Annotated in this window: 21 protein-coding genes and 2 pseudogenes; 3 read left to right on the top strand and 20 right to left on the bottom strand. The window is 73.8% G+C overall.

What is annotated here, in order from left to right; all coding sequences use genetic code 11:
- The first annotated feature begins 95 nt into the window (after window positions 1-95).
- Window positions 96-1,346: an MFS transporter gene (locus BIV25_RS32385; protein ID WP_071376051.1), complete on the top strand. Its 1,251-nt coding sequence runs from the start codon at window positions 96-98 to the stop codon at window positions 1,344-1,346.
- Between the two features lie 58 nt (window positions 1,347-1,404).
- Here the strand turns inward: BIV25_RS32385 and BIV25_RS32380 are convergent, their stop codons facing one another.
- Together BIV25_RS32380 and BIV25_RS32375 are read right to left on the bottom strand one after the other, a co-directional pair.
- Window positions 1,405-2,406, bottom strand: a complete 1,002-nt coding sequence (locus tag BIV25_RS32380; protein ID WP_071376050.1) for an NAD(P)-dependent oxidoreductase — start codon at window positions 2,404-2,406, stop codon at window positions 1,405-1,407.
- A 94-nt stretch (window positions 2,407-2,500) separates the two neighbouring features.
- On the bottom strand, window positions 2,501-4,333 hold the full coding sequence (locus BIV25_RS32375) for a hypothetical protein (RefSeq protein ID WP_071376049.1): 1,833 nt from the start codon (window positions 4,331-4,333) through the stop codon (window positions 2,501-2,503).
- A gap of 307 nt (window positions 4,334-4,640) precedes the next feature.
- On the opposite strand from BIV25_RS32375, the gene BIV25_RS32370 reads away from it, so the two are divergent.
- Complete coding sequence (locus BIV25_RS32370) at window positions 4,641-5,513, top strand: SGNH/GDSL hydrolase family protein (RefSeq protein ID WP_071376048.1); 873 nt, start codon at window positions 4,641-4,643, stop codon at window positions 5,511-5,513.
- 18 nt (window positions 5,514-5,531) lie between these two features.
- On the opposite strand, the gene BIV25_RS32365 is transcribed toward BIV25_RS32370, so the two are convergent.
- Window positions 5,532-6,335: an SDR family NAD(P)-dependent oxidoreductase gene (locus BIV25_RS32365; protein WP_071376047.1), complete on the bottom strand. Its 804-nt coding sequence runs from the start codon at window positions 6,333-6,335 to the stop codon at window positions 5,532-5,534.
- 87 nt (window positions 6,336-6,422) lie between these two features.
- Between BIV25_RS32365 and BIV25_RS32360 the strand changes: the two genes are divergently transcribed.
- Window positions 6,423-7,274: a helix-turn-helix transcriptional regulator gene (locus BIV25_RS32360; protein ID WP_071376046.1), complete on the top strand. Its 852-nt coding sequence runs from the start codon at window positions 6,423-6,425 to the stop codon at window positions 7,272-7,274.
- Window positions 7,275-7,302: 28 nt separating this feature from the next.
- Here BIV25_RS32360 and BIV25_RS32355 read toward each other — a convergent pair whose 3' ends face one another.
- The 17 genes and pseudogenes from BIV25_RS32355 to BIV25_RS32280 all read right to left on the bottom strand — a co-directional run.
- Entirely contained in the window at window positions 7,303-8,067 is a 765-nt protein-coding gene (locus BIV25_RS32355) for a zinc-ribbon domain-containing protein (protein ID WP_071376045.1), read from the bottom strand.
- A 621-nt stretch (window positions 8,068-8,688) separates the two neighbouring features.
- Window positions 8,689-8,814 (bottom strand): annotated as a pseudogene (locus BIV25_RS54645) (zinc-ribbon domain-containing protein); the annotation flags it as partial.
- Window positions 8,759-9,322: a phage tail protein gene (locus tag BIV25_RS32345; protein WP_071376043.1), complete on the bottom strand. Its 564-nt coding sequence runs from the start codon at window positions 9,320-9,322 to the stop codon at window positions 8,759-8,761. The gene BIV25_RS32345 and the pseudogene BIV25_RS54645, both read right to left, overlap by 56 nt.
- The gene (locus BIV25_RS32340) at window positions 9,319-11,280 is read right to left on the bottom strand and encodes a putative baseplate assembly protein (protein ID WP_071376042.1); all 1,962 of its coding nucleotides are present in this window, start codon (window positions 11,278-11,280) and stop codon (window positions 9,319-9,321) included. Before BIV25_RS32340 ends, BIV25_RS32345 begins: the two co-directional genes overlap by 4 nt.
- On the bottom strand, window positions 11,280-11,702 hold the full coding sequence (locus BIV25_RS32335; RefSeq protein WP_071376041.1) for a GPW/gp25 family protein: 423 nt from the start codon (window positions 11,700-11,702) through the stop codon (window positions 11,280-11,282). The genes BIV25_RS32340 and BIV25_RS32335 overlap by 1 nt, the downstream gene beginning before the upstream one ends.
- A complete protein-coding gene (locus tag BIV25_RS32330; protein WP_071376164.1) occupies window positions 11,702-12,019 on the bottom strand; it encodes a PAAR domain-containing protein in 318 nt (105 codons plus the stop codon). The genes BIV25_RS32335 and BIV25_RS32330 overlap by 1 nt, the downstream gene beginning before the upstream one ends.
- An 80-nt stretch (window positions 12,020-12,099) precedes the next feature.
- Window positions 12,100-13,923, bottom strand: a complete 1,824-nt coding sequence (locus BIV25_RS32325; RefSeq protein ID WP_071376040.1) for a VgrG-related protein — start codon at window positions 13,921-13,923, stop codon at window positions 12,100-12,102.
- Complete coding sequence (locus tag BIV25_RS32320) at window positions 13,920-14,642, bottom strand: LysM peptidoglycan-binding domain-containing protein (protein ID WP_107486438.1); 723 nt, start codon at window positions 14,640-14,642, stop codon at window positions 13,920-13,922. Before BIV25_RS32320 ends, BIV25_RS32325 begins: the two co-directional genes overlap by 4 nt.
- Window positions 14,639-15,064, bottom strand: coding sequence for a phage tail protein (locus tag BIV25_RS32315; RefSeq protein WP_071376038.1), 426 nt, complete (start codon window positions 15,062-15,064; stop codon window positions 14,639-14,641). Before BIV25_RS32315 ends, BIV25_RS32320 begins: the two co-directional genes overlap by 4 nt.
- Before the next feature lie 24 nt (window positions 15,065-15,088).
- Complete coding sequence (locus tag BIV25_RS49705; RefSeq protein ID WP_143076733.1) at window positions 15,089-17,944, bottom strand: hypothetical protein; 2,856 nt, start codon at window positions 17,942-17,944, stop codon at window positions 15,089-15,091.
- 118 nt (window positions 17,945-18,062) lie between these two features.
- A complete protein-coding gene (locus tag BIV25_RS51490; protein WP_177235491.1) occupies window positions 18,063-18,221 on the bottom strand; it encodes a DUF6760 family protein in 159 nt (52 codons plus the stop codon).
- Window positions 18,218-18,721, bottom strand: coding sequence for a hypothetical protein (locus BIV25_RS32305; protein WP_071376036.1), 504 nt, complete (start codon window positions 18,719-18,721; stop codon window positions 18,218-18,220). Before BIV25_RS32305 ends, BIV25_RS51490 begins: the two co-directional genes overlap by 4 nt.
- On the bottom strand, window positions 18,718-19,158 hold the full coding sequence (locus BIV25_RS32300) for a phage tail protein (protein ID WP_071376035.1): 441 nt from the start codon (window positions 19,156-19,158) through the stop codon (window positions 18,718-18,720). Before BIV25_RS32300 ends, BIV25_RS32305 begins: the two co-directional genes overlap by 4 nt.
- Window positions 19,159-19,193: 35 nt before the next feature.
- Window positions 19,194-20,753 (bottom strand): phage tail sheath family protein, encoded by a 1,560-nt coding sequence (locus BIV25_RS32295; protein ID WP_071376034.1) that lies wholly within the window; start codon window positions 20,751-20,753, stop codon window positions 19,194-19,196.
- A gap of 116 nt (window positions 20,754-20,869) precedes the next feature.
- A complete protein-coding gene (locus tag BIV25_RS32290; protein WP_071376033.1) occupies window positions 20,870-22,948 on the bottom strand; it encodes an ATP-binding protein in 2,079 nt (692 codons plus the stop codon).
- Window positions 22,945-23,652 (bottom strand): DUF4255 domain-containing protein, encoded by a 708-nt coding sequence (locus BIV25_RS32285; protein WP_071376032.1) that lies wholly within the window; start codon window positions 23,650-23,652, stop codon window positions 22,945-22,947. The genes BIV25_RS32290 and BIV25_RS32285 overlap by 4 nt, the downstream gene beginning before the upstream one ends.
- Window positions 23,649-24,322 (bottom strand): annotated as a pseudogene (locus BIV25_RS32280) (hypothetical protein); the annotation flags it as partial. The gene BIV25_RS32285 and the pseudogene BIV25_RS32280, both read right to left, overlap by 4 nt.

The following is a 24,322-nucleotide window of genomic DNA, read 5'->3' as shown; positions in this document are numbered from 1 at the left end:
CGAATCCGGTGTGACTCTTCCCTTGCAGGTCAGGCCTGTTCCGAGCACCGCTGAGCGCCGCATACTCCCTCGTCGACCAAGTGATGGGGGAATCCATGTCAGTCGAGCACGGAAGCTCTTGGCTCGTCGCACGCGGCGTGCTGCTCGAACCGGGCCCACGGCGCACCCTCGCGACGGCGAGCTTCGTCAACATGCTCGGCAGCGGGGTGTTCATGCTGAGCGCCGCTGTCTTCTTCACCCGCTCCGTGGGGCTCTCCGCGGCGCACGTCGGGCTGGGCATGGGTGTGGGTGCCGTCGTGGGGCTGCTGTCCGGAGTGCCCGTCGGGCGGATCGCCGACCGGCGCGGGCCCCGCGAGGTCTACATGGCCACCCTCACCGTGCAGGCGGCGGCCATGGCGATGCTCGTCCTCGTCCACTCCTTCTGGCTGTTCACGGCGGTGGTCTGCCTCACCGAACTCGCCGGCTCCGCCGGCCAGGCGGCCCGTGGGCCCCTCGTGCGCGGCCTCGCGGGCGAGCGGCCCGCCCGGTTCCGCGCGTATCTTCGCGCCACGGCGAATCTGGCGAGCAGCATCGGTGCCCTGCTCGCCGCGCTCGTCATCCAGGCGGACTCGCGCGCCGGATACCTCTGCCTCGTCCTCGGCAACGCCCTGAGCTTCGTGGCGACCGCCGTCGTCGTCAGCCGGCTGCCGTCCCTGCCACCGGTGCCGGCACCGCGGACCGGTGGACGAGGGCCGGCGCTGAAGGACCTGCGCTACCTGGTGGTCACGGCGCTCGACGGCGTGCTGTCGGTCCACGGTTCCGTCCTGGTCTTCGCCCTGCCGCTGTGGATCCTCGGACACACGCACGCCCCGCGCTGGTTCGCCGGGACCAGTGTGCTCGTCAACACCGTCATGGTGATCTTCCTGCAGGTCAGGACGGGACGGGGCATCGACACCGACCCCGCCGCCGCACGCGCCTGGCGCCGGGCGGGCTGCGCCTTCCTGGGCGGTACGACCCTGATCGGCCTCGCCTCCGGCACCCCCGCCTGGGGTGCCGTCCTGCTGATCCTGCTCGGGGTGGCGGTGATCACTCTCGGTGAACTCCTCTACGCCGCCGGGTCGTTCGAGCTGCGGTACAGCCTCGCCCCCGCACACGCGCAGGGCGAGTACTCGGGTGTCTTCCGCTTCGGCAACGGCCTGGCGAGCGTGGTGGCGCCGTCCGTGCTGGCGTTGCTCTGCCTGAACGGCGGCACGCGCGGCTGGATGCTGATGGGCGCGGTCTTCCTGGGCGCTGGCTGTGTGGCACCGCCGGCGGTGCGCTGGGCGGCACGCGGGCCCCGGGAGCAGGAAGTGGTGGCACCGGGCTGACACACCCCGAGTGGCTCGGTGCCGGGTTCGGTTCGCCCGGTGCGGTCGCCGGGTGTGGTCATTTCTCGCGTAGTTCCGCCCGCGCGAATTCCCGCATTCCCTCCGTGAACCCGATCTGTGGCTTCCAGCCGAGTTCTGCGCGTAGTCGGGAGGAGTCCGCGGTGATGTGCCGTACGTCGCCGAGCCGGTATTCGCCGGTGACCACGGGCTCCGGCCCGCCGTGGGCGTCGGCGAGGGCGCGGGCCATTTCGCCGACGGTACGCGGCTCGCCGCTGCCGGTGTTGTACGCGCAGAGGATGCCCGGGGCCGAATCCGCTTCCAGCGCGGCCACGTTCGCCTCCGCCACGTCGCGGACGTGGACGAAGTCCCGCCGCTGGCGCCCGTCCTCGAACACCCGGGGGGCCAGCCCGCGAGCCAGCGCCGAGCGGAAGAAGGAGGCGACCCCGGCGTACGGGGTGTCCCGCGGCATCCGGGGGCCGTACACGTTGTGGTACCGCAGGGACACCGCCGAACCGCCCGTGCTGCGGGCCCACGCGGCGGCCAGGTGCTCCTGCGCCAGCTTGGTCGCCGCGTACACGTTCCGGGGATCGGCCGGGGCGTCCTCGCCGACCAGCTCCGGGCTCAACTCCGCACCGCAGTGCGGGCACGCGGGCTCGAACCGGCCCGCGGCGAGGTCGGCGACGCCGCGGGGACCGGGCCGTACGACGCCGTGCCGCGGACACGCGTAACGGCCCTCCCCGTACACCGCCATGGAGCCGGCCAGCACGAGGCGCCGGACGCCCGCCTCCGCCATGGCCGCGACCAGCACGGCGGTGCCGAGATCGTTGCGTGAGACATACTCCGCCGCGTCGGCGACACCGTTGCCGAGCCCGACCATCGCCGCCTGGTGGCAGACGGCGTCCACGCCCGCCAGCGCGCGGGCGACCGCAGCCGGATTGCGCACATCGGCGCCGGGATCCTCCCGGACGTCGTACACGACCGGCTCGTGCCCGCTCGCCCGCAGCGCCTCGACGACATGGGACCCGATGAACCCGGCACCGCCGGTGACCAGTACACGCATACGGCCACGCTAGCCGCGCCCCGGCCCGGGACCCGGTGACGCGGCCCGTACGTCACGACTCCGTAAGAGGTGGGCGGCGCGACGAGGAAGGCGGTCAGGTGCGCCTGCCGCGCGCCCGGCGCCGCCGTTCCCGACGGGACCGCCGTTCCGCCTTGTCCTCCGCCCGCCCGGCCTGCTGGTACATGCGCGCGAGCACGGCATGGGAACGCGGCAGGGACGCGGGCGGGGCCTGTTCCAGCAGGGTGTGGAGGTCGCGGGAGGCGAGGGCGGGGGCGACTTCCGGTGCCGGTGTGCGCAGGCCCTCGGCGATCCAGGGGTCCGCCCGCTCGGGACGCGCGAGCACCCCGGCGCTGCGCAGGGCGGCGTAACCGTGCGCCGACGGGGAGCGCGCGACGTACCGGCGCAGGTTCTCGCCCGCCTCGGGAAAGTCCTCGCAGGCCCGGCACAGCAGGCCCGCCAGATGTTCGGACCGGCGCGCGTCCAGGCCCGACTGAAGCCGGTCGAACAGCTCCGGGTCGGCGCGCAGGCGCGTGGTCAGGAACCAGTGGGCGAAGGACTCCGGGCCGATCCAGGGCTCCGCCGTGCGTACGGCGTCCGGTGTGCCGCCGTGCAGGGCGAGGGCCCAGTTCACCCAGGCGAAGGTCTCGCCCCGGTCCCGGTCCCGCTCCGGCCCGGCGAACGCGGGGAGCCGTTCGATGACGTGTGCGGCGGCGACGTATTCCCGATGGCTGGTCAACAGCAGGGCCAGCACGACGAGTTCGGGCAGGTCGGGCTGGTCGGACAGGCGGGGGAGCGCGGGGGTGCCGGGGGAGGAGAAGGACGCGGCGTGGTGTCGCCAGCGCCGGACCTCCCGTGCGAAGAGGATCTCGGCGACGTCCTCGGAGCGGCGGGCGGCGCCGGGGGCGGGCTCGTCGGTCAGCGCGGTGACGAGGGCCGCGGCGTGCAGGTCCAGCGGCGCCGGGCCGGTCCCGGTGAGGGCGAGGTCCGTCCGGCCGGCGGCGGGAGCCCGGCCGAGAGCGGCCGTGAAGGCGGTGACGGCCTCAGCGTGGCGCTCGGCCAGGGCGGCGCGGTCGAGCACGGGCGGTGCCAGGTCCAGTACGGGGGCCAAGTCGACGAGGCGGCGGGCTTCGGGGCTGCCGCGACAGGAGAGTTCCTCGCCGACCACCGCGCGGAAGCGCTCCGCGTGCCGCACGACGAACAGCAGCCGCACCGGCGGCCCGTCGTGCGCACCGCTCGGGAACGCCCGGAGCAGCGGGACCACGTCCGTGCGCACCCGGGAATGCAGGTGGCTGTCCGTGTCGGCGCGGATGTCCGCCTCGTCCACGACGACCAGCGCGGGCCTGCCCCGGTCGCGCAGCGCCGGGAACAGCGCCGGACCGGTGCCGTGCAGCAGCCGCCCGGCGGTCCACCCCTCGCCGAGTGTCCGGGCCAGCTCCAGCGCCAGCCGCGAGGTGCCGACCCCGCGGTCACCGGCGAGCAGCAGCACCGGGTGCGGGTCCGTCCCGTCCGTGCACCAGCGCCGCAGCCGGGCCAGTTCGTCCTCGCGATCACGGAAGGGCACGGGGCTGTGCAACGGGGACAGGAGCCGGAACACACCGGGCTCCGAACCCGGTTCCACGGCCACGGGATTCGGGTTCTCCAGCACCTTCCGGTACGCGAGGAAGCGCGCGGCCCTGCGCAGGCGCGCCTCGATCAGGTGGTCGACCACGTAACCGGCGAGCCCCACGACGATCAGCGTGCCGATCTGCCACCACGGCACGTGCCACAGCCGGGGCCGGGCCACCCGCACGACGATCCCGGCGAAGCCGGCGAGCACCAGGACCGAACCGCCCCATCCGGCCGCGTCCGCCGCGATCCGCAGCCCTCGGCCCGGCCCCGGAGCGTCCCGGCCGCCCCGCCCCGCACCCCGGCGCACCACCGCACCCATGGCACCCTCCCGTCCGCGCCCGAGCTCCCATGATCACGCGGCAAGTCCCGTCCGGCAACGCCCCGTTGATCAGCGGCGCCGGGGGAAGGGCGCGTTTCCTCGAGCGTTTCAAGAATCTCCGTCAACAGCGTTGACTCCCGAGTGCGGCGCCCTCACATTACTTTTCAGTAGTACCTAGCGGTAACCCCCACGCTTCACGGCACTCCCCATGCTCTGAGCCGCCATTTTCTCGCGCACCAGCACCCGTGCGGGCCCTCTCATGCCCGCCGGCTCCGTGTCCCCCACCCGAGAAGAGGGAGCACCTGCCATGCCCACGCCTGCCCTGCGCCGCGTCGTCGCCGCGGCCTCCGCTCTCGCCGGAACCCTGGCCCTCGGTCTCGCCGTCACGCCCGCCCAGGCCGCCACGCCCCTGAACTACTCGGCCCTCGGCGACAGTTACAGCGCCGCCTCCGGCGTCCTGCCCATCGACCTCAGCAACCTGCTGTGCCTGCGCTCCACGGCCAACTACCCCCACGTCCTCGCCGCCCGCACCGGCGCCCGGCTGACCGACGTCACCTGCGGAGCCGCCCAGACCAAGGACTTCACCGGGTCGCAGTACCCCGGCGTCGCCCCGCAGGCGGACGCCGTCACCGCGGGCACCGACCTGGTGACGATGACCATCGGCGGCAACGACAACGGCACCTTCATCAACGCCGTCCTGGACTGCGGCACCGAGGGGATCCTCAGCGGCGGCAAGGGCAGCCCCTGCAAGGACAAGTACGGCACGTCCTTCGACGACTCCATCGACGCCAACACCTACCCCGCGCTGAAGAGCGCGCTGGGCGCCGTACGGGCCAAGGCGCCGCACGCCCGCGTCGCCGTGCTCGGCTACCCGTGGATCACGCCCGCCACCGCCGACCCGTCCTGCTTCGCCCAGCTTCCCCTCGCCGAGGGCGACGTGTCGTACATCCACGCCCTCCAGGCCCACCTCAACGCCGTAGTGGAGCGCGCCGCCGAGGAGAGCGGGGCCACGTTCGTCGACCTTTCCCAGGCCTCCGCGGGGCACGACGCCTGCCGGCCGATCGGCACCCGGTGGATCGAACCGCTGCTCTTCGGGACGAACATCGTGCCCGTCCACCCCAACGCGCTCGGCGAACAGCGCATGGCCGAGCAGACCATGAACGTCCTCGGCCTCGACTGACCGGGGCACCGGGGGAGTTCAGGCCCCCGCTCCACCGTCGACCTTCAGCACCGCGCCGCTCACGTAGGAGGCACGGTCGCTCAGCAGCCACGCGGCGGCCTCGGCGATCTCCCCGGGGTCGGCCGCGCGGCCCAGCGGCGTGAGCGCCTTGAGCCGGTCCCGGAGACCGGGGGACCGCTCCTCCCAGGTCCGGATCATCTCCGTCAGCGTGCCGCCCGGCGCCACGGCGTTGACCCGGATCCCCTCCGGGCCGTACGTCACGGCGGCCGACTCGGTCAGGCTGTTCACCGCCCGCTTCATCGCGGCGTACGCGGGCAGTTCGGGATTGCCCCGATGGCTGCCGACGGACGAGTTGTTGACGATGGCGCCGGTCCCCGCCGTCGCCCGGATCGCGGCGACCTCGGCGACCATGGCCAGCCAGACGCCCTTCAGGTTCACCGCGTAGACACGGTCGAAGTCGGCCTCCAGCAGCCCGTCCATGGGGCCGGGCAGCTGGATCGTCGCACCGTTGTTGAAGGCGACGTCGAGCCGGCCGTACACCTCGACCGTACGGGCCACACCCGCCCGCACGCTCTCCGCGTCGGCCAGGTCGCACACCACGTGGTCCGCGGTGCCGCCCGCCGCCCTGATCTCCTCGGCCACGGCCGTCAGCTGCTCCTCCGTACGGGCCGCCAGCATCACCCGGGCCCCCTCCCGGGCGAAGAGCCGGGCCGCCGCGGCGCCGATCCCGCGCCCGGCACCGGTGACGAAGGCGACCTTGCCGGCCAGGAGGCCGGCAGCCGTGGTGGCCGGGACAGGTATGTCGGTGTGTGTGTTCTCCATGGCACCGAGCCTGCGGCGGTGTGCGGGGCTCATCCAGGCACCGGGAGTACCTGGATCGGCCGCGCGGCACCCGCGCACACTGGAGAGGTGAACAGAGCGGAACTGGCGGCCTTCCTGCGCAGCCGGCGCGAGCGGATCGGCCCCGCGGACGTGGGCCTGCCCGCCGGGCCGCGGCGCCGCACACCGGGACTGCGGCGCGAGGAGGTGGCGCAGCTGGCGTACATCTCGACCGAGTACTACACCCGGCTGGAGCAGGCCCGCGGCCCGCGCCCGTCGCGCGAGGTGCTGAGCGGGCTGGCCCGGGCCCTGCGCCTGACGGACGCCGAGCGCGACCACCTCCACCTCCTCGCCGGCGCCCCGCCGGGCCCGCCGCCCGGACCCTCCCGCGAGGTGCCGCGGAGCATCCTCGACCTGGTGCACCGGCTGCCGCACTCCGCCGCCTTCGTCACGTCGGCCCTGCTGGAGGTGCTCGCCTGGAACGACCTGGCGGCCGCCCTCATGGAGGACTTCTCGGCCCTGCCCCGGCGCGAGCGCAACCTGGCCCGCCGCGCCTTCCTCGGCCCGCGACCCGAGGGACGGCGGCTGTACGGCGTCTCCGACGCCGACGCCTTCGCCCGGCACGCGGCCCGGCGCCTGCGCACCACCGCCGCCCGCTACCCCGACGACCCCGAGGTGACCGCGCTGATCCGCGAACTCCTCGACGGCAGCGAGGAGTTCGCCCGGCTCTGGGCGTCCCACGACGTGGCGCCGACACCCACCCTGCGCAAGACGTTCCGGCATCCGGCCGTCGGGCCGGTGACCGTCAACTGCGACGCGCTCGACCTCACCGACCGGGACCAGCAGGTCGTGATCTACACCGCCGTCCCGGGCTCGTCCTCCGAGGAGGCGCTGCGGCTGCTGTCGGTCATCGGCACCCAGCGCATGGACGCGCCCCGCTGAAGCCGACGGCCCCGGACGACGGCACGGATCAGCTCCGCTGGAAGAACTCGACCTCGGCGAGGGCCACATGTCGGCGACCGGTGAGCCCGGTGACCGAGCCCAGCGTCAGCCGCACCTTCACCACGTCGTCGATCCCGGTCGTGACGGTTGTGTCGCCCGCCTTGTCGGCGAGGTCGATCTCCTTGTGGTGCACCGAGCCGTCCGCCGACGTGACCTCCATGTCCATCCGGAGCGCCCGCGCCTCACGGTCGTACTCCTGGGGCTCCTTCGACGCACCGTTGGTGATGATGAGATCCACCATCCGGAACGGCTTGCCGAAGGTGTACGTGATCGAGGCTCCCGCGCCGGGCGCCGCCCAATAGCGGTTGCTGAGCCCGTCCGTGGTGCTCTTCGCCGGATGCCCGGGCTCCTCGGCGCTCGCGTGCACGGCCACCGGGCTGACGGCCTTGACGCCGCTGAGCTTGTCCCGGGTGTCCTCGAACAGGGCACGCCCGGCGGGCAGCAGGAAGAAGCCGCCCACGCACAGCGCCAGGACCACGGCCAGGATCACCAGGAACCGGATCCACCGCCCGGACCCCGCCCGCACCCGGCGCCGCAGCGGCCAGATCGTCCGCCACCAGGGCAGCGGAGCCCGCTGCGCGGCCGGATCCAGCGGACTGGCGCAGCGGCGGCAGAATCGGCGGCCGGGCGGATTGGGCGTGCCGCACACCGGGCACGGCACCCCGGACACCTCCTCCTGCGCCGCCACGGGCCGTACGACCGGCCGCGGCGCGACCGGCTTCGCGGGCGCCACGGGCCCGATGGCCTCGGGCTCGGGAGTGGGTGCGGGAGTGGGTTCTCGGCGCGCCGGGGGAACGGCGGGAACAGATGGGGCAGGTGGGGTGGGTGAGGCAGGTAGGGCGGAGGGTACGGGTGCGGACGGTGGGGCATCGGCTGCCGGGCCTGCCGTCTCACCTGCCGTGCCGTCGGGCGTACGGGGCGTACGGCCGACGGCCTCCCGAGCCGGGCGCTCCGTGTCACCGGTTCCGGCGTCGGCGGCCGAACTCTCGTCCGTGCGAGGCCGGTTGACCACCGCCGGCGAAGCGCCCTCGGGCGACGTACCGCCCGGGCGCTCCGCTTCCCGTCGGGTCCGGCCCGTCAGCCTGGACCGCAGGGACGACGACGGGCGGGCCGCCGATGCGGAGGGTTCCCCGTCGGCTGAGGCCGTGGGGGCCGGAGAGGCCGGAGGGGTCGTAGAGGTCGTGGACGCCGGAGAGGGCGCCGGGGCGGGCGGTGCCGCGGGCTCCGGCGCGGCGGCCGGCGCAGGGGCGGACGCGGACCCAGGCTCGGACCTGGACGAGGACGCGGACCCGGAGGTGTTCCCGGACCCGGACGAGCCCTGCGGTGCAGCCTCCTCGGACCACCCCAGATACGAACCGCAGTTGGAGCAGAAGTCGTCATCGGGCTCGTTGGACGCTCCGCACACGGGACAGGCGCGCACGGCGTCACCTCCCTTCGTCGGAGGGCGGGCCGGGCAGGATCTCCACCCGGCAGGAGACATGCACGGGGCACAGGGCCCGGACGGCCTCGCGGACCCGGGCCTCGTCCACGTCCGGGTCGCGGCCCGGCCACACCCGGACCAGCACCTCGCCGGCCGGCGCCGGCGGCGGCTCGCTGCCCGGCGTACGGGACCACACCGCGGCGCCGTCGCCGCTGACCTCGGCGTTCACCCCGAGGGTGAGCCGGAGCCGCTCCACCAGGCCGCGCCGGGTGCCGCGCCAGCGGTGCAGCTCCACCGCCCGCACCACCGCCTCGCGGCGCAGTTCCGCGGACCACTCCGGGTCGTCGGCGGCGCCCACCCACGACGCCAGCCAGGCCACGAAGTCGAGCGGCGCGACACGCGGGTCGAGGTAGGCGGGCAGGCTGTCGAGGGTCGTGAACACCGGGGCGAGGACGCTGTCCAGACCGGCGGTGAACCGCTGGGCGAAGTCGTCGTCGGCGTAGAGCGCGGGCAGCAGCCCGCCGATCGGGTGCCGGCTCGGCAGGCCGGGGACGGCGGCGCGGCTCATGCCGGGCCTCCCGGCTGCTGCATCGGCTGCACGACGACCTGGTGCTGGTACGAGAACACCAGCGCGCCCGTGCCCACGTCGATACGGTCCGCCGGGGTGCCCCGCCGGCCCGTGACCGGGTCGGCGGCGAACAGCCGGATCTCCTCCACCAGCGCGTTCCCGGTCGCGCGTTGCAGCAGGCCGAAGATCTCGCCGTACTGCACGGGCCGCCCGAACGGCCAGCCGGTGCCGTCCGGTCCGCCGTGCAGCGGGTTGAGGTAGCGGAACAGCGCGGCGAGGGCCGAATCCCGCACCCGGTCGGTGTCCTCAGGGGCCGCCACCAGCCGGGCGACGACCGTGATGCCCTGGTAGACCGGCGGCTCCACCACGAGCCGGGTTCCGATCAGCCGCCGCTCGTCCAGGCTCTCGGTGATCGCGGTGAGCACCTGGTCCGAGGGGATCAGCTGCTCGAAGCGGAGCCGGTCGCCGTCGTCGGCCACCGCGTCCGGCACCACCAACACCCGTACGGCGCCCGCTCCTTCGGCCGCGGGCAGACAGCGCACCCGGTGCACCGAGGGCGCCGCCTGCCGGGCGATGATCTCGTAGTCCTCGGCCGTCACCGCCCGCTCCTGCATCCGCAGCGCGTCCGGCGCCCGCAGCTTGGCGTTGGCGACGGTCTCGCCGTCGACCCCGCCGCGCGCCGCCTCCCGGTTGACGACCCGGGCGATGTACGGCACGGAGCTGCGCAGCACCGAGATCGCGCCCCGGGCGACGTTGCCGGCCGGGCCGCCGCCGGTGCGGTAGCGGGACACCCGGATCTGGGCGCCCTTCTCCGGCACCGCCCCGCACAGCCGCAGGGTCCCGTTCGGCTCGCGCAGCGCGGGCGGGAAGACGAACTCGCCGGTGGTCGCGTCGATTTGGACATGCCGGTCGGCGGGGCCGGAGCGGCCGAAGTGCTCCACGACGTCCCAGCGGAGCCACCCGTCGGCCGAGGAGACCTCCACCACCGGGGGCTCGCCGTCCAGCAGCACCGGCGGCCGGCCGAGCCGGAACGTCTGGCCGGGCACCCCCTCCGACGTGCCGAGCGGCACGTCCGTGACCGTCTCCGCGTGCTCGACGGTGCTCGTGCCGCCGACGGTGAAGACCGACGCCTCGCGCACCGTCGGGGACTCCGAGTAGAACGGCTGGCCCGGCTGCGCCTCGGTGACCCGGCAGCGCAGCCAGCCCGCGCGGGTCCCGCCGATCACCGACGCCGAGTGCCCGGCCGGGACGTACACGATCACCTCGCCGGGCCGGTTCAGGCCGCCCGTGGAGTCCGAGCCGGTCTCGCACACCTGCCAGCGGGCGCCGTCCCACGCCTCCCACACCAGCGGCGGCTGGCGCGGGTCGACGCCGACGCCCTCCACCCGGCTGTCCAGCCGTACGGCGACGATGCACCGCGGCACGGCCGCGGGCAGCCCGAACAGCAGTGAGTCCCCCGGCTCGGGCGCGGGCTGGAAGCACCGCACGTCGTGGCCCTCGCCCAGCTCCCGGGTCCGGTCGGTCTGCTCACCGGTGCGCGGAGCGGTCACCAACCGGGTCAACTCGCTGGGTACGATGCGCAGTTCGTCCGTGGTCGCGAACACCACGGGCTCCTCCGCCTCGCCGTCCGCCGTGGTCACCTCGGTCCCGGCGTGCAGCGTCACCGCGTCGGGCTGCGGCGCCGACAGCCAGAAGTCGACCTCGGCGCTCGCCGCCGCGGGCGGGAACAACCGGATCCCCAACAGGTCCAGGAACGCGGTGTAGTTCTTGTCCGGCACCCGGTTCAGCCGGTACAGCAGCTGGTCGACGATGTAGGCGAACGTCTCGATCAGGGTGACGCCCGGATCGGAGACGTTGTGGTCGGTCCACTCCGGCGCGCGCTGCTGCACGTACCGTTTCGCCTCGTCGACGAGTTGCTGGAACCGCCGGTCGTCCAGGTTGGGGGAGGGCAGGGCCATCAGTCCGCGACCGCTTCCTCGGCCCCCTCCTCGGAGGGGATCGTGTAGAAGGGAAACACCAGGTTGCGCCGGTCGTTGGTGGAACGCACCGTGTAGCGCACGTCGATGTAGAGGGTTCCGTCGTCCACCGCGTCGAACGCCACGACCACGTCGTCCACCGTGATCCGCGGCTCCCACCGCTCCAGCGCCGTGCGCACCTCCTGCGCGATCCGGCCCGCGGTGGCACCGTCGCCGGGTGCGAAGACGTACTCGTGGATGCCGCAGCCGAACTCCGGCCGCATCGGGCGCTCGCCGGGTGCGGTCCCGAGGACCAGCCGGATCGCCTCCTCGATCTCCCGCTCCCGCTCGACCATGGCGATCCCGCCGGTCGGCCCGACCCGCAGCGGGAACGCCCAGCCGCGGCCGATGAACCGCTCGCTCATCACACCCCTCCGATCTGCACGTTCAGGGCGCCGAGCTGCACCGTCGCGCCACACGTGGTGGAATCGCCCATCCGGGCCGCCGGCAACCCGCCGATGAGCACCGGGCCCGAGACGAGCGCGGCCGGATTTGGCATGATCACATTGCCCGGGCCGAGGGCCGCGTGCGGGGGCACGACACAGGTGTGCAGACTGCCCACGACGGCAGCGGGTCTGCCGCCGATCAGCACGCGCGCCACCGCCGCGGCGGCGCCGGGCGGCGGGGTGGCGATCACACCCCCGTGGCTGGTGGGGTCGCCGGTACGGGCTGCGGCGGGCATGCCGGGCTCCTCGAAGTCCAGGGTGGTCATGGCCTCAACGGCCGGGGAAACAGAGTGGGTTGTCGTGTCGATGATGAACGTCAGTTGATTCGCACGAGTTCCGCCTTCAGTACGCCGAGCAGCCCGCCGTCGAGCGTGAGGTCCGTCTGCCCGGAGACCGTCACCGAACGGCCGCCGACCTTGACCGAGTTGGTGCCGTCGATCTCCACGCTGCCGCCCTTCACACTGACCTTCCCGGTCTTCGCGTCGAGCGTGATGCCCTGGCCGTCCATCACCACCGAGGTCAGCGCCCGCCGGCCGCCGGCCGCGTACACCGTCAGCTCCAGCCGGTTGTTGCGGTCGTCGAGCAGCACCTCCAGCCGCTCGTCCGCGGTGCGCAGCCGCACCCCGGACGGTCCCGTCGGAGGATCCAGCAGTTCGAGCCGGTGCCCCGAACGCGACACCACCGAGCGGCGGTTGACCCTGCCGCTGGTCCCGTCGATCAGCGGCACGTCGTGTTTCGAGGGCCGGTCCACGCCGTTGTAGAGGCCGCCGATGACGTACGGGCTGTCCAGCAGGCCCTGTTCGAAACCGACCAGCACCTCGTCGTTGACCTCGGGGCTCACGACGCCCCCGCCGCCCTTGCCGCCCCACTGCACCGAACGGACCCAGTCGGTGACGTACGTGTCGTCCAGCCAGGGGAACTTGAGCCGGACACCGCCGCTCTGCGCACCGCCCGGTTCCCGTACGTCCGTCACCACGCCGATCGCCAGCCCCGGCATGCGCGGGCCACGCCCGGGCGCGTTCGCGCCGGTCACCAGACCCGCCAGGGACCGGTCCGGACTGGCGCTCACCCACACCGTCGTCCGGTAGCCGCCGTGCGGGTCCAGACTGTGCTGCACCGCCGTCGCGGTGTACCGGCCGGAGAACGCCGGCCCCACGTTGCCGAGCGCCACCGGAAGGCCCGCCCGCAACCGCGGACTGCCCTCGACCAGGGCCTCCACCTCACCGAAACCGGAACCGACCTGAGCGGCCAGCGCACCCGCGACGGCCGTCGTCTCGGCCTGCGTCCGGTACGGCGTGTCCGTAACCGTCAGCTTCGCCGACTTCCCGAACCCGGCGCCCGACGCCGGCGCCAGACCGGGCAGTACGGTGTCGCTGGTCACCGACTGCTGCCGGGCCACGAGCGCCGTCTTGGTGGTCACGTCCCAGCCGCGCACCTCGACCTGCGACGCCCCGTCCGCACCCGACAGGGCGGCCCGCAGCGCCAGCAGATTGCGCCCGTACTCCAGCACCATCGGACTCTGCGTGGCCGGCGTCGACGGCGCGGGCGCCCCGGCCGCCTTCTCGGGCTTGGTGAACTGCAGCACGCCCTTGTCGTCCACCCGTACCTGCGCACCGCTCTCGCCCGCCAGGTACTGGAGGAAGTCCCAGTCGGAGACGTTGGCCTGCGACAGCTGCTTGTACGTGACCGGCGCGGCCTCGACCTTCCCGACCGGCAGCCCCGCCCCGGCGGCCACCTTGCGGACGATCGCGGCGGCCGTCATGTTCCGGTACGCCACCACCTTCCGGCCCCGCTGGAGCCGGTGCGCGACGGAATAGGCGCGCACGACGGTGAACGACCCGGTCGAGTCCCGGTCGATCTCCACGGCCGTGACCTCGCCGTTGAACAGCCGCTCGCGCGCCTGCCCGGAGACCGTCACCACCGACACCCGCAGCGGCGTGCCGAGGGTGATGCCGGTCGACCTCAGGAACTCGTGGTCCGGATCACGGTAGGTGAGCACGGCGGTGTCCGGCAGGCCCACGTTCTCGTCCACGACACAGCTCACCAGCTGCGCCGCCCAGATCCGCGGCAGCTCACCGGGCGCCTCCACGACGGGGTCCGCCGCGAACGACCGGCCGCCGCGCGCCTCGGGTGTGCTCACCGTTCCTCCTCACCGCTGACGTCCCCGAGCGCCGGCACCACCAGTTCGGCACCGGGCGCCAGGGCCATCGGGTCGTCGATCCCGTTCGCCTCCGCGATGACCCGCCAGGCCGTCGCGTCGCCGTACTCCCGCCACGCCAGCAGCGGCAGGCTGTCCCCGGCCACCACGGTGTGCGTGCTGCGGGCCGTGCGCGCGCCGGACGTCGGGTTCTGCCCCGGCGGGTCGACGCTCGCCTCCTCGATCGACAGGGAGCAGGTCGCCCGCAGCGGCTTGCCGTCCACGTCGAACAGCGAGTACGTCACCGACAGGCTGGACAGCACCCCGTCGAACGACGTCGTACGGGCCGAACCCCACTCGAACCGCACCCACGGACTGGCGGGCTTCTTCCGCGCGAGGCTCGCCGGGGTCGGCACGCACCCCTTCATCAGCTTCTCGACCGCCTGCTCGACCGAGTTGTCATGCTTCGAGGTGGCGTCGAGGAAGACCTCCAGGCTCAGCTCGCGCGGCCCGCTGCCCACGAACTCCGGCAGCGCCGACTCCCCGGCCATCCGGGACGGGGTGCGACGCCACTCGGTGCTCTTGCGCAGCTGAAGGCTGTTGGGATTGAACTGGAGGTTCAGCTGCGCGATCGTCCCGCCGGGCTTGGCGCCCACCGCCGCCGGGGGTTCCTTCAGGGTCAGCTGGGCCCTCGCCACACTGGCGCGAACGGCGGCCATCAGGAAGGCCTCAGTCCTTCGTGGGCGATCTCCAGCGTCTCCACCGCCGCCTGCGAGGAGGCGGGATCGAACGACGGCCCCTGCCATCGCACCGGTACGATACCCAGCACCTGCCAGCTGATGATCTTGCTCAGATCCGGTCGCAGCGCCACGATCTCACCGTCCTTCGGCTCCACCCGCCGCAGCGTCTCGTCGAGCCAGCGCGCGATCTTCGCCGTGTCGGCGGTGACCGGCCGGGTGAGCGTGATGTTCGACCAGGTCACCCGGCCGGGCAATTGCCAGGTGAAGCCGTTGTTGCCGCCCTCGGCGTACGTCTCCATCTCCACCTCCGCGCCCATGCCGGAGCAGGTGTGGAAGGCCCCCAGGTCATTTCCGCCGATCGCGAGCCGGAAGAACACGCTCGTCGCGAAGATGTTGTCGGTCATCCGTAGGTCATCCGTTCCCTGTCCTCAGCGCCGTCCGTCATACGGCCGGCCCGCACGTTCCCGCCCCCGCCGCAGATCGGCCCGCAACAGCCGCGCCATCGGCTCCAACAGCCGCCGCGCCAGCTCGTCCAGATCGATCCCGGGGTCCTGCGCGGCCTCGGCCGACCGGGGCGGGTGCGTGCCCGTGACCCTCCCGGCCACCGGCCCCGCGGCCGGCGTCCGCTGCACGGCCCGGGCGGGTACGGAGGTCACTGGCACACCGGGGGGCACGGGACCGGCGCCGGTGGGGGTGCCGGTGGGCACCCCGTTCGTCGTACGGGTGGCGCGGACCACGGGTACCGGTGGGCCGGGTCGCGGCTCGGGGCTCGCAGGGCGGTCCCGCACGGGTGCCGCCTGCGGATCGGTGACGGGCAGCGCCTGTGGGTGCAGCGGTGCGGTCCGCTGGACGGGCGGAACCGGCCGTACGACGGGGACGGCGCGACGAGGCCTCGCTGAACCCGACTCGTGGGAAGGCGTGTTGTACGACGCGGTCGGCCCTGTACTGCTGCCGACGCTGCGCTGTAGTTGCGGTGTTGGTGTTGGTGTTGGTGTTGGTGTTGGTGCTGGTGCCTGTGCCCGGCTCGGTTCGCGGCGCCAGGACGCGGCGACGACCGGGCGTCGGGAGGCGCCGGTGCTCGCGGCGGGCGGCGCGACGCCGTCCGGGACACGGGTGTTGACCGTGAGTGGGCGAGCGGCAAGCAGCGAAAGGCTGCGCTGCGCCGGCCCGTGCGGGGTCGTGGAGGTGCGTGCCGTGAGGGGGGCGGAGGACGCGACAGCGCGGGCGACGACGACCGGCGTGATTCCACCGGATCGTGACCGGGACGATGTGACCGCCCTGCTCGCGGACGCCGTCCCGGTCTCCGGCGCGGGCACGCGCTGCACGGTGCCGGTACCGGTGACGGGCTCGGGTGTGGCGGAAGGTGCGGACCGAGGCCCGCCCGGAATGACGAGGGGGGTGGCGGGAGTCGGCGCGGAGTTCGCAAGTGACGGTGCACTCACAGGGGAGTCGACCTCGCGATTCACGCTGTCCGTGGTGCCCAGCAGGGCTGCGGTGCCCGCGTGGGGGCCGGAGGCGGGCCGCTCCGCGTGCGCGGGGGTGCGCTGGACGTGCGGAGTGCCCGGGCCGGCCGAGGTGCGCGGCTGACGCGCGGGGTAGGCGGAACGCGGCACGTCCGCTGTCGCCGGCATCGACGGCAGCGGTGCCCCCAGGCCGCCACGGGCCCGAACCCCGGACGAGCCGGTGGCGTCCTGGCGCGCGTCGGACGGGCGGGGCGGGGTGCTCTGGCGGGACGGCTCGGGAGCGGGGGCGTCCGTCTGGCGTTGGATGATCGGCAGTGCCGGTCCGGCCGTCGGGTGTGTGTCGCCGACCGGTCGAGTCGTGCTCGTGACGCCATCGCTCAACGGCCGTGCCGTGGAAGGGAGTTCCGCCATGGGTTCGCCCAGCGGCGCCCTACCGCCGGCTCGTGCGGGCGCGGCGGCGTGCTGCGTGGCGGGTGTGGGTCCGGGAGCGGGGGCGTCCGTCTGGCGCTGGATGATCGGCAGTGCCGGTCCGGTCGTCGGGTGTGCGTCGTTCGCCGGTCGAGTCGTGGGTTCGCCGAGCGGTGGCCTGCTGCCGGCTCGTGCGGGCGCGGCGGTGTGCTGCGTGGCGGGTGTGGGTCCGGGAGCGGGGGCGTCCGTCTGGCGCTGGATGATCGGCAGCGCCGGTCCGGTCGTCGGGTGTGCGTCGTCAACCGGCCGAGTCGTGCCCGTGGCGTCCGCCGCCAACGGACCTGCCGAGGAAGGGAGTTCGCGCATGGGCTCGCCCAGCGGCGGCCTGCTGCCGGGGCGTGCGGGGGTGACGGCGCGTTGCACAGCGGATGTCGGGCCTGCGGGTGTGGACGCGGGAGACTCGCCCGGGGCGGATGCGGGTGTCGCGTCCGTGCGGGCGGCAGGGGGAGTGCTCGCCTCTGCCGGCCGGGCGGTGGGTCGCAGCCCGGTGATCCGTCGTACCGGCGCGGCCACGCGCCGGGCGACGGTCAGCGGGGGGCCGGGAACCGTCGGGCGCACGGGGGTGTTCGCCGCCCGTTCCCGCGATGCGGGGTGTGCGGCCTCCGGTGCGGTACGGCGGACGGCAGGAGCCCCGGAGGCGTCCGGCACCACGGCGATGCGCCGCACCACCGGAATCTCCGGTACCGGCGCCGGCCGGGCGGGATCGTCGGGCCGGACCACACCCGCGTCCGAAGCGGCCCCCGGCCGCTCGGTCCGCTGAACCTGCGCCGTCGGCGCGGCTGTCGGGACGAGCGGGTCCGAGGCCACGAGCGCGCGGCCCGGCGCGGGCGCGGCCACCGAGCGCTGAACGGAGGGGGCATCGCCTGCAGGCGTCTGTCCGGTCCGGTCCGGCCCGGCTGTGCCTGACGGCACCGAAGTCCGCGGACGGTCAGCGGTGCCGCTGCCCTTGTCGTCCCCGCGGTTCGGCGCCGCCGCGGGCGCCGTACGGGCGCGCAGCGTCGGGGTACGCACGGCAGCCGCGGCGCCGGGCTCGGCGACACTGCTGCTGCCCTCGCCCTCCCCGGCGTCCGTCCGCAGCGCGCGCAGGAGCAGTGGTCCGCCGTCGGCGTACGTCGCACCGGTGGCCGGCGGGCCGGTGACCCCGTGGACCAGGCCGACCGGTGCGGACGGCAGGACGGCGTGGCCGAGGCCGGCATCGAAGGACGGGTTCTGCCAGGAGGCGAGGCCCGCGCGGAAGGTGAGGCCGTCGCTGACGCCGAGCGGGGCGCGGGCCACGGTCAGCGTCGGCGGCGAGGTGCGGCGCCAGCCGCCGTCCCAGTCACCGGGCAGGGACGTACCCCGCGCACCCGGCACGGACGCACCCGGCACCGACGGTTCCGCCGCACCGGAAGCGGACTCGCGCACGGCTGAGCCCGGCGCGGCAGTCCGCGCCGCGGCCCGGCGACGCAGTCTGTCCCGCCATGCCATGTGTTCAACCGCCTTCGTTCACGCGGGTGTTGATACGGGCGATCTCGGTCACCCACTGGCGCCGCTCGGCGTGGGTGAGGTCGAGGATCTCCTCGCGCTGCCAGTGGAAGTGGTAGGCGATGTACGCGATCTCCTCCCGCAGCCGGGGGAGTGCGTACGTCACGATTCCCCCAGGCGCCCACCCGAGAGGTCGACCTCGAAGGCGCCCTCGCAGTGCGGGCAGGTCACCGCCGCGCGGGTGTGACCCTCGCTGTTGACGCGGCGGTAGAAGTCCTGGAGGAACGCGACGTCGGTGGCGTACATCCGCTCCACGATCCCCGCGTGCACGTCGGTGATCGTGCCGAGCCGGGTGATGACCTGGCCCAGCAGCACCACGCTCAGATAGGCCGGGTTCTCCTTGACCCGCAGGTCGATCTGCGGACGCAGTTCGTCGCGGGCGGTGGCCAGGCGCATCGCGCCGTGCCGGTGGAGTGTGCCCGCCTCGTCCACGTACCCGCGCGGCAGCTCGAACTCGAACTCCGTGCGCAGCCCGTGGTCCTGAGCCGGTGCGGGGCGGGCGGCGGCCGGAGCCTGGGGCTCCTCGGCCGCCGCTGCCTCGGCGGCGGGCGCCGTCGCCTCCAGGAACTCCTCCAGGCTGCCCGCCGTGACGGTACGGCGCCTCATTCGACGACGATCTCCTCGAACACGATCGTGACGCTCTCGGTGGCCGCGGCGGACTCACCGGCCTTGAGGGAGGGGCCCTCCCACTTGGAGGCCCAGCCGTTCATCAGCTGGATGCGCCGTACCGTCTCGCCCTTGGTGTCCTTGATCTCGATGGTCAGGTTCTGCCGGGCGGTGTCGACGGCACCGTTGTTGAGAGTCTCCTTGATCCACTTGGTGAACTCGCTGCTCTTGTCGAGTCCCCGGGTGATCGTGATCTCACCGGCCTGCCGCGCGCCGGGCTGCTTGCGGATGATCTGCTTGCCCGTCGAGGTCACCTGCCGGACCTCGACGACCTCTTCCTCGACGGAGAACCCGCTGATCTCCTGGATCGACTCGACCATGTAGCCGCCGAGCTGCACGCCGAAGACGTGAGTGGAAAGAGCATCGCCCTCTGCCATGACTGTCTGTCACCTTTCCTTGGCCGACCCGCGGGTCACTCGTCGATGAGGCTGGTGCTGTCGGAGAACTGGGCCAGCCGGAACACCACGAACTCGGCGGGCTTGACCGGGGAGACACCGATCTCGCAGACGACGCGACCCTGGTCGATCGAGGTCTGCGGGTTGTTGTCGCGGTCGCACTTGACGTAGAACGCCTCCTCGGCGGTGCGGCCGAAGAGCGCGCCCCGACGCCATTCCTCGGTGAGGAACGCGGTGACGTTGCGCCGGATGCTCGACCACAGCCGGTCGTCGTTCGGCTCGAAGACCACCCACTGGGTGCCCAACAGGATGGACTCTTCGAGGTAGTTGAACAGGCGGCGCACGTTCAGGTAGCGCCAGGCCGGGTCGGAGGACAGCGTGCGGGCGCCCCAGATCCGGATGCCACGCCCGGGGAAGGCGCGTACGCAGTTCACGCCGATCGGGTTGAGCAGGTCCTGCTCGCCCTTGCTGAGCCGGATGTCCAGGTCCACCGCGCCGCGGATCACCTCGTTGGCGGGGGCCTTGTGCACCCCGCGCTCGGCGTCGCTGCGCGCCCACACACCGGCGATGTGACCGCTCGGCGGGACCGTGGTGTTGCGCCCGGCCGCCGGGTCGAAGACGCGCACCCACGGGTAGTAGAGGGTGGCGTACCGGGAGTCGTAGCCCGCCTCCTCGTTGCGCCAGTGGCGCACCTGCTGGGCGTTGAGACCCGGCGGGGTGTCCAGGACCGCGACCCGGTCGCCCATCTGCTCGCAGTGCGAGATGACCGCGAGCTGCACGGTGCGCACGCCCTCGGCGTCGATGTCGCCCCGCTGGAAGGCGCCCATCAGGTCGGGGACGGCGACCATGGTGATCTCGTCGATGGACTCCAGACCGGCGAACCCGGTGCGGGCGGCCGCGTCACCGACGTACTCGGCCGGGTCGAGCCGGGACACCGTGCCGGAACCGGGCGCCGCGGGGGCGGCCGGCGCGTCGGGCACGGCCACCGTCTGACTGGCGGGCCGGGTCTGGCCGGCGTCGGGCTGCTCGGTGACCTCGATCAGCTTCGAGGCACGCAGCTGGGTGACGACGTAGCCCTTGACGTTCTTGCGGGTGGAGACGTCGTACGTCTCGACGACCCGGTCGCCCTGGCGGACCAGCAGCTTGAAGCGGTCCTCGGGCGGGTTCTCGCCGTCCGCGTCGGCGATCTCCACCGAGACCCCGGCGGCGCCCGGCCTGGCGGCCATCTGGAATCCGCCGAGCGCGACCGGCTCGGCGGCCCGGGCCCGCAGGGAAGCCTGGCCCGCGCCGGCTCCGGCGGAGGCACCGTCGGCGGGGCCGCCGATGCGCACCACGTAGGCCGCGCCGCCGCCGTTCGAGAAGTAGCCGTACACGGCGTGCGCGAGGTAGGTGCCCTCGGTGAAGCCGCCGAACAGCTGGGTGTACTGGTCCCAGTTGGTGACCAGCGTCGGCTCGTGGAAGGGCCCGTTCTGGGCGAACCCGACGAACGCGGCGACGGCGGTGCCGACCCCTTCGATCGGGCGGGCACCGGACTGCACCTCCTCCACGTACACGCCCGGGGTGAGGTACGTCGGCATGCTCGCTCCTTCACGTTCCTGTCTGGTCACACCTGCGTCAATGCCGAGTCTCCGAGGTGGGGAAGGCTCGGCGACAGGGGCGTTGGTACCTTGCCGGGGGCAACTGCACTGCCTTTTCAGGCGCCGAGGGCGTCCGCCAGGTACGGCCCGAACTCGCTCTCCAGCACCAGCCGGCCGAGCTTGCGGTACTCCTGCACCACCGCCGACACCAACTGCCGCATGGTGAGAGGCTGTCCGGACTCAGCGGCGAGATAGGCGGCGGTCACCGCACACGCGCGGATGGAACCTCCGGCGAGTTCGAACCGGGCCGCGCAGAAGCCGAGATCCAGGTCGGCTGCGCGGGGCAACCGCTCGCCCAGACACCGCTCCCACAGGGCGAGGCGCTGGTCGGCGTCCGGCACCGGGAACTCCGCCACCACGTCCAGCCGGCGGGTGAACGCCTCGTCCAGATTGGCCCGGAGGTTCGTGGTCAGCACCGCGATCCCGTCGAAGGACTCCATGCGCTGGAGCAGATACGCCGACTCGATGTTGGCGTGCCGGTCGTGCGCGTCCTTGACCTCCGAGCGTTTGCCGAAGATCGCGTCGGCCTCGTCGAAGAGCAGCACCGCGTTGACGGCGGACGCCTCGGTGAAGATCCGCTCCAGGTTCTTCTCGGTCTCGCCCACGTACTTGTCGACGACCGTGGAGAGATCGACCACGTACAGGTCCATGCCGAGATCGGCGGCGATCACCTCGGCGGACATGGTCTTGCCGGTGCCCGACTCGCCCGCGAACAGCGCGATCACCCCACGCCCCCGGCCGCCGCCGGGCCGCATCCGCCACTGCCCGAGCACCTGCTCGCGATGCCTGGCGCGTACGGCCAGTTCGCGCAGTCCGCGCAGGGTCGGAGGGGGCAGCACCAGGTCGTCCCAGCCGACACCGGGCTGGACCCTGCGGGCCAGCCGGGCGAGTCCCGCGCCGTTCTGCGCCCGTACGGCCGTGCGCAGATCGTCGGGGGAGACCGGGCGGTCCGCGAGGCTCGCGGTGCGCACGGCGGCCTGCGCGGCGCGGCGCAGCTGTCCGCCGTCGAGGCGGTGCGCGGCGACGGCCCGGGCGAGCGTGTCGGCGGCGTCCACGGACGCGTCGGCGCCGGCCAGGGCGAGTGCGTGCCGCCAGCGTTCGGCCTGCCGCGCGGGGGAGGGCGCCGTCACCGGCAGGACCACCGGGGTGTCGGCCGCCCAGGCGGGGTCCCAGCCGTCCGTGCCATGGGCGAACACGGGGACGCCGCGCAGCGCGGAACACAACTCGCTCGTGGCGCGGGCCCGTTCGGCGGGTGCCAGGGGCAGCTCCTCCAGCGGGCCGAGGACGACGCCCGAGCCGGTCAGCCGCGCCTCCAGCGCCGCGACCCTGGCGAGCGCGGGCAGTTCGGCAAAGTGCCGGGCGAGGGCCGCCGCGTCGAGCACCAGCGTGCCGAGCCCGGCGGCGCTCAGGGCCGCGGCGGCAAGCCCCGGCGCGTCACCGCCCTGGGCGTGCAGATGCACCGGCCCGGGCCCGGACCGGGCCGCGCGCGCCGCTAGCAGGACGTCCTCCGCCGGTGCTGTCGGGTCCGGTGTGACCGTGCCGAGGACACCGGCGAGCCGGGCGTCGGGGGCCATGTCGCCCAGCAGGAACGCGGTGACCCGGTCCGGCACCGCCAACATCCGTGACAGGGGCGGACGTTGGGTCTCGGTGAGCTCCAGCAGTCCGCCCGCTACCAGGGGCGAGGACGCGGAGAGCCGGAACCGGGCGGGCGACGCCGGGGCGAGTCCGCACAGCTCCAGGGCCAGCCCGACCGTGGGCCTGCGGCGGGTCAGGTCGTCGTTGAGATAGCCGTAGAGCCGCTCGAAACGCGCGTCCAGATCGGGGGCCAGCGCGATCAGCAGCAGATCGGTGTCGAGCGGCGACAGGCCGAAGCGCCCGGCGAGCGTGCCGAGCACGGAGTCGGGCGGCGCGGGCTGCGGGTCGTACACGGGTACGTCGAGCCCGCCCGGCTCGTCCAGGATCCGCCGCACGGCCTCCGGGGTCAGGTACTGCCCCCGGTAGGGGTCGTCGGGGTCGGGATCGACGGCGCGGCGGGCGGCCACCGCGTACCGGATCCGCTCCTCGACCAGCCGCAGCCGGTCCCACAGGGGGTCCGCGCCGAGGCCCGTGACCGTCTCCTCCTCCACGTACGTCACGGCTGGCGTCCTCCCCGGCGGCGGCGCGCGGGAGCCGGACGCCGCTCGCGCGGACCGGCGAAGCCCTCGTCCGGCGCCGGTTCGCTCACCCCGTCGTAGCGCAGCCGACGGCCCGGCTGCGGGTCCTCGTCCACCTTCCGGTGCGCTGAACGCACCAGGAGTCCTTCGGTGACCGGCGGCGCGGCGGCCCTGCTCACCCCGGCGAGGGGTGCGCGCACGCGGACGCCCAGAGAGGCCTTCAGCTCGCCGCCGAGCGCCGACCACACATCGGAGGCGGCGGGCGCGTCCAGCCCGGTGCCGCCCGCGTCCAGGGAGACCGTCAGGCCCAGTTCGGCGAGCGAGCCCGTGAGATGCCGCCCCGGCAGCGCGTCGACGGACACCAGCGTGGCCAACACCTGTGACAGCAGCCGGTGTTCGTCCTGCGGGCGGCTGGTCCACGCGGTGACCAGGTACGTCAGCTCGAACCAGCGCGGCGGGGTGCGCCGCGCGACCACGAACCCGTCCGCGTCGTACACCTCCCCGGCGCCGCTGCCGCGCCGGGTCGCGTCTTCCCGGATGTCGTACAGGAACACGCAGACGGTGGGCGCGGTACGGCGGGCCGCCCAGTCGCGGGTCGGCGCGTCGAAGACGGTCTCGACCCCGGACGCCTCCAGCCCGGACTCGCCGAGCAGCCCGCGCAGCGCTTCGTCGACCTCGTGGATCACCGGCGGGTCACCTCGTCGGGCGGCTGCACGCTGCCGTTCACCACCAGGAAGTCGGTCTTCACCGGGGAGAACCCGGGCCCGCTCGCGGTGATGATGCGCGGGCCCGTCTGGTCCTTGGTGAGGATCAGCAACTGGCCGATGAAGGTGCCGTCCGGCTTCGGCACGGTCGGCGCGGCGGCCGCGGTGATGCCGGGCTTCCAGGTGAACCGCACCGGCACGCCCGGCGGGAAGTCCTTGCCCCGCACCGAGGTGACGAAGCCGGGCTTGCCGATCGGCGGCACGGCGACGATCTTCGGCTGGAGGATCCGGATCGTGGTCCGCGTCCTGTTGTCGTCGGGGTTGGCGTCCGTACCTGTGGTGGTCAGGACGCCGGTGGCGCGGCCCGTCGTGGCGTGGTCGGGGGAGAGGACCACCCGGACGACCGTGCTGTCGCCCGGCCCGAGGTCCGGCAGTGCGCAGGACCAGCTCTTGTCGCAGCCCGCGGGCGGCCCGCTGTCGGGGATACCGCCGGGCAGCCCGATGTGCAGCCGCAGTCCGGTGGCGAGCGCGTTACGGCCGTTGCGCACGGTGTACGTCACCACGACCCTGCCGCCTACGTAGCCCGGGTCGGGCTGCGCGGTCACCTTCACTCCGGGGCCGGCCTTCGGCGCGGGCGGTGTCGGGGTCGGCG

The organism is Streptomyces sp. MUSC 14, from assembly GCF_001866675.1.
Taxonomy (GTDB): domain Bacteria; phylum Actinomycetota; class Actinomycetes; order Streptomycetales; family Streptomycetaceae; genus Streptomyces.
Note: the sequence above shows the minus strand (reverse complement) of the source record. Positions and strands in the feature narration are given on the sequence as shown.